General features: G+C 71.2%; 12 protein-coding genes. 4 read left to right on the top strand and 8 right to left on the bottom strand.

Features of this window, described 5'->3' with window-relative positions; all coding sequences use genetic code 11:
* Positions 1 to 12 precede the first annotated feature (12 nt).
* Both ACWEQG_RS01205 and ACWEQG_RS01200 read left to right on the top strand, forming a co-directional pair.
* Entirely contained in the window at positions 13 to 750 is a 738-nt protein-coding gene (locus tag ACWEQG_RS01205; RefSeq protein ID WP_452280638.1) for a transporter substrate-binding domain-containing protein, read from the top strand.
* 53 nt (positions 751 to 803) lie between these two features.
* Positions 804 to 2708: a prolyl oligopeptidase family serine peptidase gene (locus tag ACWEQG_RS01200; RefSeq protein ID WP_452280637.1), complete on the top strand. Its 1905-nt coding sequence runs from the start codon at positions 804 to 806 to the stop codon at positions 2706 to 2708.
* Positions 2709 to 2718: 10 nt separating this feature from the next.
* Here the strand turns inward: ACWEQG_RS01200 and ACWEQG_RS01195 are convergent, their stop codons facing one another.
* Entirely contained in the window at positions 2719 to 3402 is a 684-nt protein-coding gene (locus tag ACWEQG_RS01195; RefSeq protein WP_452280636.1) for a DUF305 domain-containing protein, read from the bottom strand.
* 268 nt (positions 3403 to 3670) lie between these two features.
* Between ACWEQG_RS01195 and ACWEQG_RS01190 the strand changes: the two genes are divergently transcribed.
* The gene (locus tag ACWEQG_RS01190) at positions 3671 to 5386 is read left to right on the top strand and encodes an LVIVD repeat-containing protein (protein ID WP_452281645.1); all 1716 of its coding nucleotides are present in this window, start codon (positions 3671 to 3673) and stop codon (positions 5384 to 5386) included.
* Positions 5387 to 5526: 140 nt separating this feature from the next.
* Here the strand turns inward: ACWEQG_RS01190 and rny are convergent, their stop codons facing one another.
* The 3 genes from rny to recA form a co-directional block, all read right to left on the bottom strand.
* The gene (rny, locus tag ACWEQG_RS01185; RefSeq protein WP_452280635.1) at positions 5527 to 7152 is read right to left on the bottom strand and encodes a ribonuclease Y; all 1626 of its coding nucleotides are present in this window, start codon (positions 7150 to 7152) and stop codon (positions 5527 to 5529) included.
* Positions 7153 to 7429: 277 nt separating this feature from the next.
* Positions 7430 to 7978: a recombination regulator RecX gene (gene recX / locus ACWEQG_RS01180; RefSeq protein ID WP_452281643.1), complete on the bottom strand. Its 549-nt coding sequence runs from the start codon at positions 7976 to 7978 to the stop codon at positions 7430 to 7432.
* 401 nt (positions 7979 to 8379) lie between these two features.
* Positions 8380 to 9501: a recombinase RecA gene (recA, locus tag ACWEQG_RS01175; protein ID WP_452280634.1), complete on the bottom strand. Its 1122-nt coding sequence runs from the start codon at positions 9499 to 9501 to the stop codon at positions 8380 to 8382.
* A 328-nt stretch (positions 9502 to 9829) separates the two neighbouring features.
* On the opposite strand from recA, the gene ACWEQG_RS01170 reads away from it, so the two are divergent.
* Positions 9830 to 10105 (top strand): hypothetical protein, encoded by a 276-nt coding sequence (locus ACWEQG_RS01170; RefSeq protein WP_452280633.1) that lies wholly within the window; start codon positions 9830 to 9832, stop codon positions 10103 to 10105.
* A gap of 21 nt (positions 10106 to 10126) precedes the next feature.
* Here the strand turns inward: ACWEQG_RS01170 and ACWEQG_RS01165 are convergent, their stop codons facing one another.
* From ACWEQG_RS01165 to ACWEQG_RS01150, 4 genes are read right to left on the bottom strand one after another with little or no spacing between them, the layout of a single operon-like run.
* The gene (locus tag ACWEQG_RS01165) at positions 10127 to 11212 is read right to left on the bottom strand and encodes an ABC transporter permease (RefSeq protein ID WP_452280632.1); all 1086 of its coding nucleotides are present in this window, start codon (positions 11210 to 11212) and stop codon (positions 10127 to 10129) included.
* Positions 11209 to 12087: an ABC transporter ATP-binding protein gene (locus ACWEQG_RS01160; protein WP_452280631.1), complete on the bottom strand. Its 879-nt coding sequence runs from the start codon at positions 12085 to 12087 to the stop codon at positions 11209 to 11211. The genes ACWEQG_RS01165 and ACWEQG_RS01160 overlap by 4 nt, the downstream gene beginning before the upstream one ends.
* A complete protein-coding gene (locus ACWEQG_RS01155; RefSeq protein ID WP_363468804.1) occupies positions 12080 to 12388 on the bottom strand; it encodes a winged helix-turn-helix domain-containing protein in 309 nt (102 codons plus the stop codon). Before ACWEQG_RS01155 ends, ACWEQG_RS01160 begins: the two co-directional genes overlap by 8 nt.
* On the bottom strand, positions 12385 to 12816 hold the full coding sequence (locus tag ACWEQG_RS01150; RefSeq protein WP_452280630.1) for a hypothetical protein: 432 nt from the start codon (positions 12814 to 12816) through the stop codon (positions 12385 to 12387). Before ACWEQG_RS01150 ends, ACWEQG_RS01155 begins: the two co-directional genes overlap by 4 nt.
* Between the last annotated feature and the right edge of the window lie 70 nt (positions 12817 to 12886).

Below are 12886 nucleotides of genomic sequence, written 5' to 3'. Positions count from 1 at the left end.
GATATTGAGCGCGTGTGGCGTGGCGGTGCCGTGGTCGGCGTCCTGGCTGCCGCGTTCCTCGCCGGCGGATGCGGGAACGACGGCACGCTGGTGGTCGGCGTGCGTCCGGGGCAGCCCGGCCTGGTCACCCGGCTCCCCGACGGCCGTTACAGCGGCTTCGACGTCGAGGTGGCGCAGTACGTGGCGCGGGCGCTCGGCTACCGGGACGACCAGGTCGTCTACACGCTCGACCCGTCGCGGGCCGATCTCGTCGTCGGCGCCACCGGCCCGGCGGGCTCCCGGTACGTCGCCGGGCCCTACCTGGTGACCAGCACCGACATCCTGGTCCGGGCCGGCGACCTGTCCGTCCGCCGCCCGCGCGACCTCGCCCGCAAGCGCGTCTGCGCCACCCGTGAGTCGGCCGAGCCTCTCGTGAAGAGGTTCGGCACCCGGTGGCGGCAGTTCTTCCTCGCCGAGGCGAACCTGCCCGCGGCCTGCGCGCCGCTGCTGGCCTCCGGCCGGACGGACGCGATCGTGGCCGACGCCCCCGTGCTCGCCGGGCTGTCGGCGCAGTATCCCGGCAGGTTCCGCTTCAGCGGCAGGCCCCTGGCGACCGAGGAGTACGGCATCGCCGCCGGGACGCCCGCGCTGCGCGACCAGGTCGAGGAGGCGCTGCGCCGGATGTTCGAGGACGGCACCTGGAAACGGACGGTCATCGACCAGCTCGGCCCGCTCGCCACCCGCTACACCGCTCCCCCGTCTCTGGACTGACGCCTTGCCGCATTCCCACCCCCGGGGGCGGGCTCGTCCGGCAGGATGCGGTCATGCCCCCCACGCCCGGTACGAGGCCGTTCTCGCCGCGCCCCTCGCCCATCTCCACCACCGACGTGGCCCGCGCCGGTCTGCGGCTCGGCTTCCCGAGCGTGCTGGGCCGGGAGACGTGGTGGGAGGAGGACCGCCCCGCCGAGGGCGGCCGCCGCACCGTCGTCCATCGGGCCGCCGACGGCACCCTCACCGACCTGCTTCCCGCGCCCTGGGACGCCCGTACGCGGGTGCACGAGTACGGGGGGCGGTCCTATGTCGTCGTCCCCGGACACGGCCTCGTCTTCGCGCACCATCCCGACCAGCGGCTCTATCTCGCCCCGTCCCGGCCGGGCGACGGGCCGGACCCGGCCGCGGAGCGGCCCGTGCCGGTCACGCCGGCGCCCGACGCCCCGGGCGCGCTGCGCTACGCCGACCTGCGGGTCCAGGACGGCCCGGGCGGGCCCCGGGTGTGGTGCGTCCGGGAACGCCATCGCCAGGACGCGGAGGTCACCCGTTCGATCGTGTCGGTGGCGCTTTCCGGGGCCGGCGACGTCACCGAGTGGGCCGCCGGGAGCGACTTCTACGCCTCGCCCACGCCGTCCCCCGACGGCCGGCACCTCGCCTACATCTGCTGGAACCACCCCCACATGCCCTGGACCGGCACCGAGCTGCGGGTCACGCGGCTGTCCGACGGCGTCACGTGGACGGTGATGGGCGGGCCCGACGAGTCGGTCCTCGCGCCGCTGTGGTGCGGCGAGCGGCACCTGTACGCCGTCTCCGACCGGTCCGGCTGGTGGAACCTCTACCGAGCCGACGTGTCCGGGTCGTCGTGCGAGGCGCTCTGCCCCCTCGACGAGGAGTTCGCCGGGCCGCCGTGGCAGCTCGGCGGCCTGCCGTACGCCGTGCTGGGCGACGGGCGGATCGCCGTGCCGCACGGGCGCGGCGACCTGCGCCTGGGCGTGCTCGACCCGGAGACGGGCAGGCTGAGCGACCTCGACGTCCCCTACCGGGGCTGGTCGCCCGTGCTGGACACGGACGGCGACGTGCTCGTCGGCATCGGCTACGGGCCGGACGTGCCGCGCTCGGTCGTCCGGATCGACCCCACCGGTGACGCCGGTCGCGCCGAGGAACTGCGACGGGAGATCGACGACGTTCCCGCCGGCGTCCTTCCCGTGCCCCGGGCCGTGGAGTTCGAGGCGGGGCCCGGCATGCGCGTCCACGCGTACCTGTATCCGCCGGAGGGGGCGGACGACGGCGGCGCGCCGTACGTCGTCTTCGTGCACGGCGGGCCCACCGGGCACGCGACGAGCGAACTCGCCCTGGACAAGGCGTTCCTCACCAGCCGCGGCATCGGCGTGATCGACGTCAACTACGGAGGGTCCAGCGGATACGGCCGGGCCTACCGGGAACGCCTGCGCGGCCGGTGGGGCGTGACCGACGTGGAGGACGTGGTCGCCGCGGCCAAGTGGCTGGTCGCCGAGGGCCTCGCCGACCCCGCCCGGATCGCCGTACGCGGGGCGAGCGCGGGCGGGTGGACGGTCATGGCCGCCTGCGGCGCGTCGGACGTCTTCGCCGGCGGCGTCTCGGTGGCGGGCGTCAGCGCGCTCGCGCCCCTGGTCGCCGCCACCCACGACTTCGAGTCGCGGTACGTGGAGTGGCTGGTCGGTCCCGAGGACCGCTACGCCGAGCGTGAGCCGCTCGCCCTGGCCGACCGGGTGACCTGCCCCATGCTGCTGATGCAGGGGCTCGCCGACCCCGTCGTGCCGCCGGCCCAGTCCCAGGCGTTCGCCGACCGCCTGACGGCACGCGGGGTGCCCTGCACCTATCTGACGTTCGAGGGCGAGGCGCACGGGTTCCGGCGGCTGGAGACCCGGGCCGCGGCCCTCGCCGCCGAGCTGTCGTTCTACCTGCAGATCTTCGGCTGAGCGGAGGCGGTCACCCGTCCATCTGGGCGAGGAGGCCGCGCATGCGGTCGATCTCTATCCGCTGGTCCGCGTCGACATGGGTGACGAACTGGTTGATCTCCGCCTCCTCGCCTCCCCCGTCGCCGAAGAGCCCCTCCACCATCGTCAGTGCGCCCATGTGGTGCTGGATCATGTTCTCGTAGAAGAGCCGGTCGAACCGCGCCCCCTTGGCCTGCTCCATCTCGGCGAACTGCTCCTCGGTGAGCATGCCGGGCATGAGCGCCCCGCCGCCGTGGTCGTGCCCGGCGCCGGAGCCCACGCTCGGCACCTGCTGGAGCCTCGCCCTGAGCCAGCGCACCATCTGGTCGATCTCGTCCTGCTGGGAGATCTCGATCCGTTTGGCGAAGCGCGGCAGGTCCTTGCTCTCGCTGCGGCCGGAAACGAGCGCGGTCATGCGCAGGGCCTGGGAATGATGCCGGATCATCCCCTGCATGAACCGCACGTCGGCGTCGGTGTACTCCCGGTCGTCCGGGCGCGGCACCTCGTCGGCCGGCACCACCTTGCTGCCCTGTCCCGGCGCACCCGGCTGGACGACGTTCACCTTGGCCCGTTCGGCGGTCTCGGCCGTACAGGCGCTGATCGCGGCAGCGGCGAGCACGAGCGCGAGAAGCTGCCGAAACGAGGTGGAGGAGATCATGGCCTGGGCTCGCTTCATCGGCGGTGGGGGATACCGGCCAAACCGGAGGATGTGTAGGGGTATAGCACATTCACCCCAGATTCAGTTAGTGTCCCCCAAACGCCGCGTAGATCTTTTGGGTCGGGCCGGGCCCGGGGATCTGTCGCACGCGCAATTGGGTCACTCCGGAAAGAGCGGAAAAGGAGGGGTGCGACCCTTGAGAATCAGCCGTGCGGCAGCACGTTGGGGGCGTGCTGGATTAAGGAAGATCGGAGTCGTCGCCGCAGGGGTGGCCCTGGTGGGCCTCATGCCCGCCACGGCCATGGCCGACGACGCCGATCCCCGAGCCGGCCTCGGAGCCGGTTGGCTGGATGCCCAGCAGGCGAGCCAGGGGCTTGAGCTGCTGGCCCACCGGGACAAGCCGGAGGGCTTCTACCAGGCCTCGAGCCCGGGCAACTCGTCGTTCGCGAACTCGGACTTGGCGTTCAGCGGCAAGTACGCGTTCGTCGGCAACTTCACCGGATTCAACATCTACGACGTCTCCACCCCCTCGAACCCGGTCCTGACCACCTCCGTGGTCTGCCCCGGCGGCCAGGGCGACCTGTCGGTGTACGGCAACCTGCTGTTCATGTCGGTGGAGGAGACCCGGGGCAGGACCGACTGCGGCACGCAGGGCGCGAGCGGCACGGTGAACCCGGACCGCTTCCGCGGTGTCCGGGTCTTCGACGTGAGCGACATCAGCAAGCCGGTCCAGGTGGCTGCCGTGCAGACCTGCCGCGGCTCGCACACGCACACCCTGGTCACGAGCAAGAACGACCCGGCCAACGTGTACGTCTACGTGCAGGGCACGTCGAGCATCCGTTCGGGCGCCGAGCTCGCGGGCTGCGCCAACACCGCGGCGACCGACCCGAACACCGCCCAGTGGCGGATCGAGGTCATCAAGGTGCCGGTGGCCGCGCCGCAGAGCGCGGCGATCGTCTCCACGCCTCGGCTGTTCACCGACCCGGCGACCGGCGCGATCAACGGCCTGCAGAACACGCCGCAGACCCCGCGGCACCCGTCCGGCTCGGCCTGGTCGCCGTCGCCCGTCACCACCCACTGCCACGACATCACGGCCTACCCCGAGATCGGCCTGGCGGCCGGGGCGTGCGCGGGCAACGGCATCCTGATCGACATCTCCGACCCGGCCGACCCGAAGCGGCTTGACGCCGTGACGGACCCGAACTTCGCGTACTGGCACTCCGCCACGTTCAACAACGACGGGACCAAGGTCATCTTCACGGACGAGTGGGGCGGCGGCAGCGGGGCACGGTGCCGCGTGACCGACGAACCGTCGTGGGGCGCCAACGCCATCTTCGACATCGTCGACGGCAAGCTGCAGTTCCGCAGCTACTACAAGCTGCCCGTGGCGCAGACGAACCAGGAGAACTGCGTCGCGCACAACGGGTCGCTCGTCCCCGTGCCCGGCCGGGACATCATGGTCCAGGCCTGGTACCAGGGCGGCGTCTCGATGTTCGACTTCACCGACTCGGCCAACCCGCGTGAGATCGCGTACTTCGACCGCGGTCCGATCAGCACGACTTCTCTGCTGCTCGGTGGCTTCTGGTCGGCGTACTACTACAACGGCCATGTCTTCGGCAGCGAGATCGCGCGCGGGTTCGACGCGTTCAAGCTGCTGCCGAGCGAGGACCTGGACCAGGCCGAGATCGACGCGGCGGCCACGGTCACCTACGACCGGTTCAACAGCCAGCACCAGCCTCGCGTGACGTGGCCGGCCAGCTTCCCGCTGGTGCGTGCCTACTACGCGCAGGCGCTGCGCACCGGCACCCTGCAGAAGAACACCGCCGACAACGTGCAGAAGTTCGTCGACCGGGCCGAGCGGTTCACGGACGGGCCGCAGAAGAACGCCGCCGTGGCGCAGCTTCGGGCCGTCTCCCACCAGCTCGACACCTCCGTCGAGGCACAGGCGTCGCTGTCGAAGGCGCTGAACGACCTCGCCGACGCGCTCAGCCGCAAGGCCTAGTCGTGTCCGACACTCCCTAACCGGCCAGGGGGCGTCCCACCGGGACGTCCCCCGCGACCCCGGGTCCCCGCCCAGCACTCTGGACGGGGACCCTCGGCTTTGGGCCGCGGGGGTGTCGGCCTGGCCCGGGTCGGAGGGCTCTACCGGGCGAACTCGGTGGCGCGGGACTCGCGGACCACGGTGATCCGGATCTGACCGGGGTAGGTCAGCTCCTCCTCGACCTGCTTGGCGACGTCCCTGGCGATGACCTGGGCCTGGATGTCGTCGACGTTGTCGGGCCGGACCATGACCCGGATCTCCCTGCCCGCCTGCATGGCGAAGACCTTGTCCACGCCCTCGTAGGACTGGGCGATCTCCTCCAGGCGCTCCAGCCGCTTGACGTACGCCTCCAGGGACTCGCGGCGGGCGCCGGGGCGGCTGCCGCTGATCGCGTCCGCGGCCTGGGTGAGGACCGCCTCGACGGTCCTGACCTCCACCTCGTTGTGGTGCGCCTCGATGGCGTGGACGACGTCCTCGTGCTCGCCGTACCGCCGGGCGATCTCCGCGCCGATCATCGCGTGGCTGCCCTCGACCTCGTGGGTGAGCGCCTTGCCGATGTCGTGCAGAAGCGCGCAGCGCTTGACGAGGTCACGGTCGAGCCGCAGCTCGGAGGCCATGATGCCGGCGATGTGCGCCGACTCGATGAGGTGCTTGAGCACGTTCTGGCCGTAGGAGGTGCGGTAGCGGAGCTGACCCAGCAGGGTGACCAGCTCGGGGTGCATCTCGGTGATGCCCAGCTCGACCAGCGCGTCCTCTCCGGCCCGCACGCACAGGTCCCGCACCTCGGCCTTGCTGCGCTCGTACGCCTCCTCGATGCGCTGGGGGTGGATCCGGCCGTCGAGCACGAGCTTCTCCAGCGTCAGCCGGGCCGTCTCCCGGCGGACCGGGTCGAAGCACGACAGCAGCACCGCCTCGGGCGTGTCATCGATGATCAGGTTGACGCCGGTGGTGGACTCGAAGGCCCGGATGTTGCGGCCCTCGCGGCCGATGATGCGGCCCTTCATCTCGTCGCCGGGCAGGTGGAGGACGCTCACCACCGACTCGGCCGTCTGCTCGGTGGCGACCCGCTGGACGGCCAGCGTCACGATCTTGCAGGCGCGCTTCTCCCCCTCACGCCGGGCCTCGCTCTCGATCTCCCGGACGATCAGCGCGGCCTCGCGCTTCGCCTGGTTCTCGATCTCCTTGACCAGCTCCCCCTTGGCCTGCTCGGCCGTCAGGCCGGCGACCCGCTCAAGGATCTCCTGCCGCCGCTCGGCCACCCGGTCCAGCTCCTCGCGGCGGTCGGCCAGCTCGGTCTCCGTCTCGGCCAGCTTGCGGGCCCGCTCGGCCTGCCTGCGCGCCTCCTCGTCGAGCCGCTGCTCACGCTCGGCCAGCCGGTTCTCGCGGCGTTCGAGGTCGGAGCGCAGCTCTTTGAGCTCGGTCTTGAGGATGCGCGCCTCCTCCTCGACCTCCTTACGCGTCAGCGCGGCGCTCTCGGCCAGTGTCTCCGACTTCTTGAGAATCTCCCCCGCGTCACGCTCCGCCTTCGTACGGATCTCCTCGGCCTCGCGCCTGGCGCGTTCGAGTTCCTCGTTGACCTCGGCCTTCACCTCGGCGAGCTGCTCGGGTGAGGGACCGGACGGTGCGACGACGCCGCCGGTGCGGCGCATGACTATGACAAGGGCGGCGATCATCACGAGAGCCAGCAGCACCACCGCAACCGCAAGAACGATCACGATCGTGTCCATGCGCTCACCCCTCACGACAACTCTTGGCAGGGGTCACACACGCAGCATGGCAGAGCCCGGTGGCGTCACCAGGACAAATATGGTCGCAATGCCCGGACGCCCCGAGGGGCGGCCGATATGGCCCGAAGGCCGGTCAAAGTCTCTCGTCCGTCGTGTACACCGTTATGGCAATCCGCGCTGCGCGGAGTAACTCCTCACTGCGGTCGAGATTAAGCGTCAGAGAGGTAACGAGCAAGCAAAGATGCCCTGTCAAGTGACTTTTGCATGGTGCTATGGCTCACTCGAAGGTATCCGGAAGCCCATCTGACGGGCTGCCTTCGGCCTCGATCGCCTCTCGGACCACACGGAAGGCCAGGCCCGGCGAGTAGCCCTTGCGGGCCAGCATGCCGACCAATCGTCGCATGCGCGCCTGCGGCTCCACGCCTCGGGTGGCCGCCAGTTTCCGCTCCACCAGCCTGCGCGCGGTCTCGGTCTCCTCGTCGGGATCGAGCCGCCCGACGGCGTCCTTGACCGTCTCCTCCGCGACTCCGCGCTGCCGCAGTTCCTGGGCGAGCGCGCGGCGGGCGAGCCCGCGACCGGCGTGCCGGGAGCTCACCCACGCGGCGGCGAACGCCTCGTCGTCGATGAGCCCGACCTCGGAGAACCGCTCCAGCACGGCGTCGGCCGCCGCCTCGGGCACGTCCCGCTTGCGCAGCGCCTCCGCGAGCTGGGCCCGGGTCTTGGGCGCCATCGTCAGCAGCCGCAGGCAGATGGCCCTGGCCACCGCCTCCGGGTCGGCCGGCGGCCCCTCGCTCGCCGCGGTGCCCTCCTGCGGCCCGTCGGGCAGCCATCCGCCGGACCGCCCACGCGGCTCGCCCCGGTCTCCCCGGCGCCGCCTGCCGCGTCCCTGGCGCCGGCGTCCGGGCCCGGGATCCTCCCGGCCCGACGCGTCACGCTCCCAGAGGCCGCCCCCGCCGGAGCCCACGGTCTCGTCCCCGGCGTCGCCGATGCCCCCGGCGCCGCCGAACCCGCCGGCGTCGCCGAAGTTCCGGGGGCCGTCACCACCGCGCCGGCCGGAAGTGCCACCGGAGCGCCTGCGCATCTCCGCCCGCAGGGCGGCGATCGTCGCGGACGCGTCCTCGGCGGATCCGGGCGGCTCTTCGGCCGGTCCCCAAGGTCCGGAGTTCCAGTCCCCCGGCCCGATCTCGCCGTCCGGGCCGGGGAACTCCTCACGCCCCATGCCTGCGCTCAGACGTCACCCGGCTTGGGCGCGGCGGCCGCCTTGCCCCGGCCGGAGGCAGCCGCGGGCGCCCGGCCGGACGCGGGAGCGGGCGGCGCCGCCGGAGCGGCGGCGGGCTCGCCCGGCGTGTCGAGCCGCGGGCCGACGCCGAGCTTCTCCTTGATCTTCTTCTCGATCTCGTTGGCGATGTCGGGGTTGTTCTTCAGGAAGTTGCGGGCGTTCTCCTTGCCCTGCCCGAGCTGGTCGCCCTCGTACGTGTACCAGGCGCCGGCCTTGCGCACGAACCCGTGCTCCACGCCCATGTCGATCAGGCCGCCCTCGCGGGAGATGCCGATGCCGTAGAGGATGTCGAAGTCGGCCTGGCGGAAGGGCGGGGCCATCTTGTTCTTGACGACCTTCACCCGGGTCCGGTTGCCGACCGGCTCGGTGCCGTCCTTGAGCGTCTCGATCCTGCGCACGTCGAGCCGCACCGACGCGTAGAACTTCAGCGCCTTGCCACCCGTGGTGGTCTCGGGGCTTCCGAACATGACGCCGATCTTCTCGCGAAGCTGGTTGATGAAGATGGCGGTCGTGCGGGTCTGGTTCAGGGCGCCGGCGACCTTGCGCAGGGCCTGCGACATGAGCCGGGCCTGGAGGCCGACGTGGCTGTCGCCCATCTCGCCCTCGATCTCGGCCTTGGGCACGAGGGCCGCCACCGAGTCGATCACGATGATGTCGACGGCGCCGGAACGGATCAGCATGTCCGCGATCTCGAGCGCCTGCTCACCGGTGTCCGGCTGGGACACGAGCAACGCGTCGACGTCGACCCCCAGCTTCTTCGCGTACTCGGGGTCGAGAGCGTGCTCGGCGTCGATGAAGGCGGCGATGCCGCCGCCCTTCTGCGCGTTGGCCACGGCGTGCAGGGCGACGGTCGTCTTACCGGAGGACTCGGGACCGTACACCTCGACGATCCGGCCGCGGGGGAAGCCGCCGATGCCGAGGGCGACGTCGAGGGCGATCGCACCGGTGGGGATGACCTCGATCGGGGCACGCGCGTCGTCTCCGAGGCGCATGACGGTGCCCTTGCCGAACTGCCGCTCGATTTGCGCGAGGGCGGTCTCAAGGGCCTTCTCGCGGTCGTTGATTGCCATTGGGTGCCCCCTGGAAGGTGGTCGTCTGCTCGGTCACCGAAAAGCTACGGGGTGCCACCGACATTTTCCGGAGCTTCCCGCACACCACCCGGGAGGCGGGCCGGGAACCTGCCGCGCCCCGGCGACCTGACGGCGCGCACCCCGGAGGCGACCAGTCCAATATAGCCGAACGATTGTTCGATCACATGCCCGAACCGCCGCATGCGGGAGACGAACGGCGTCCCATCCGCGCCGTTACATTCCCGGGCGTTACCTCCGCATGGTTGCCAGCGCGCTGACCTGGGACGATCCTTGTAGCCAAAGCTGGATCTCCCGCTGGAGGGGCCACGTGACGGGCACCGGCGACTACAGCGGACAGCGTCTGACCCACCTTGCGGCGCTCGCGGCGCGACTCCCCGAACACGGTCTCGTCGCGCGCCTGCTCGGCACGGACGACCCGGTCCTGTCCGTCCGGCACCCGGGAACCGGCAGGCAGACGATCGTCTTCGCGACCCCCGCCAGGGAAGGCTGGATGTTCCTGTGGGCCCCGGGCGGCCAGGAGAGCGCCGACGACCCCGGCCGTGCGGCCGAGATGATCAGCCGGACGCTCTCCAGGCGCCCCTGACCCCCTCCCGGGCCCGGCCCGTCAGCGGACGACTTCGCCCAACTTGACCCGGGCTCCGGTGCGGAGCACCGCCCGCCGGTAGACGCGAGCCGCGCCCAGCAGGACGGCGGCCACGGCCACGACCATGAGCACTCCGGCGATGAGGATCTCCCCCAGCGGCACGTCCGCGGCCGCCGTACGCACCGGCATGACCATCGAGGAGAACGGCGGCACGAGCGACAGGACGCGCGCGAGCGTGCCGGTGGGCTCGACGGCGGCGAAGTAGGCCGTCACGTAGGTGAGCATCATCAGCGTGGTCATCGGCGTCAGGACGCTGTTGAGCTCCTCCTGCCGCGAGACCAGCGAGCCGAAGGCCGCCGCGAGCGCCGAAAAGAAGGCGTAGCCGAGCACGAACCAGACGATCGCGCTGACCACGATTCCCGCCATTCCGGGCGGCAGGTCGGCCGTGAAGCCGGTCGCGAAGGACACCGCGAGGCCGACGACGATGATCACGGCGAGGTTGATCAGTCCCAGCGCGCCAAGCCCGACGATCTTGCCGCCGAGGAGCTGCCAGGGGCGCACCGAGGTGAGCAGGATCTCGACGATGCGGCTGCCCTTCTCCTCCACCACGCCCATGGCGACGTACATCGCGCTGTAGATGAGCAGGAAGAACAGAACCATCACGAGAAGTGTGGCGAGCCCGGTGCGCACGCTCTGGTATTGGGCGTCGGCGCCGACCGACTCCACCCGCAGCGGCGTGATCGTGACGCCGGCCGCCTTGATCTGGGCGTCCCGGTGCGCGGCTTCGAGGATCAGGCCGAGCCGCTGGTCGAGTTCGCCGTTCGCGAGGACCTTGCCGCCGTCGATCAGGGCCGCGTCCACGTCACCGTCGATCACGGCCTTCCGCGCCGCCGCCTCGTCCGGCAACCGGGAGTACGCCAGCTGGGCCACGGGCGCGGGCGCGTTCCCCACGACGCCCACGTCGTAGGTGTCGCCACCGCCCAGGACCTTCGGCAGGAACGCGAGCGCGGCCACCAGGACGGCACTGACCGCCAGGCTGATCAGGAACGACTTCGTCCTGACGCGCGTGCGGATCTCCCGCTGGGCCACCAGCATCAGCCCGTTCATGCCACCGCCTCCCTGAAGATCTCGGCCAGCGTGGGCTGCCTGCGGCCGAAGTGCTCCACCTTGCCCGCGCCCATCGCCGTACGGAGGATGGCCTGGTCGTCGCCCTCCTCGCACAGCAGGACGTCGCGGTCGCCCTCCCGGGTCAGCTCGCCGGGCAGGCCGTGGGCCCAGCCGGGCGCGGCGTCCCTGACCACGACACGCAGCACCCCGCGGCCCTCCCGCTCCCGCAGCTCGTCCACCGGGCCGTGCGCCACCATGCGGCCCGCGGAGATGATGCCGACCGAGTCGCAGAGCCGTTCGACCACGTCGAGCTGGTGACTGGAGAAGATCACCGGCACGCCCGCGGCGGCGCGGTCCTTCAGCACCTCCGCGAGCGCGTCGACCGCCAGCGGGTCGAGGCCCGAGAACGGCTCGTCGAGGATCAGGACCGCCGGCTCGTGGACGAGCGCGACCGCGAGCTGCACCCGCTGCTGGTTGCCGAGCGACAGCGCCTCGACGGCGTCGTCGCGCCGCTCCACCAGGCCGAGCCGCTCGATCAGGGCGGCCGTGGCCGCGCGCGCGGCCGACGGGGCGAGCCCGTGCAACCTGCCGAAGTATTCGACCTGCTCGGCGACCTTCATCTTCTGGTAGAGGCCACGCTCCTCCGGCATGTAGCCGAAGGCGCGGCGGTCGTCGTACGTCACCGGGTTGCCGTCGAGGCGCACCTCTCCGGAGTCGGCCTCGAGCACGCCCATGACGATCCGCATCGTCGTCGTCTTGCCGGCGCCGTTGGCGCCGACGAATCCGAACATCTCGCCGGGCCGCACGGTGAAGCCCACCCCGTCGAGAGCGGTCTTGTCTCCGTAGCGTTTGCGCAGGCCGTCGAGTTCAAGCACGGGGGGTCGCCTCCACAATTCGTCGCAGGACATTCATGTAGGTCTCGAAGGCCGTACGCCCCTTGTCGGTCAGCGAGAGCCACGTGCGCGCCCGCTTGCCGACGAAGGTCTTCTCCACGCGGACGTAGCCGGCCTCTTCGAGCGTGAGGATGTGCTTGCTGAGCAGCGAGTCGCTGACCTCGATGGTGTCGCGGAGGAAGCGGAAGTCGGCCTTCTCCGCCGCGGCCAGGGCGGCCATGATGGACAGCCGTACCGGCGCGTGGATGATCTCGTCGAGCTCGTGGCGCGGGTGGGTGGTCATCGGTTCCTCATCAGGAGGAGCCCGCCGTACACCAGGGGCAGCCCGGCGAGCACCGACAGAGCGACGAGCGCCGCCGTCCAGCCCGCCGTGGGCCTGTCGGGCAGCATCCAGACTCCGACGACGAACGGCAGCATCATCGTCAGCACGTACGCCGCCGAGACCGGCCCGTTGATCCGCTTCATCAGCCGGTCGTGGACCCGCAGCCGGGCCATGTACACGCAGAGGGCGACCGTCAGGACGATCCATCCGATTCCGGCGATCAACGGCAGCGGGTGGAAGCCGAGGAACATCGCCGGCCAGTAGACCATCGTGGCCAGGCCCACCAGCAGGTATGCCCGTCCGGGCCCGCGCGAGGAATAGCGCACCCGCCGGTCCACGCGTCCGATCTCCCGGAGTGCCTCATCCGGGGTGAGATGGTCTCCGCTCATGTGCTTCCTCCGTGTTCATCCGTTCAACACGGTAGCAACCACTCAACCGTCGTTCAAGTAGATGCCGTCG

It is taken from the genome of Microbispora sp. NPDC004025 (assembly GCF_053604425.1).
The sequence above is the reverse complement of the archived record's forward strand: the minus strand, read 5'-3'. Positions and strand labels throughout refer to the sequence as shown.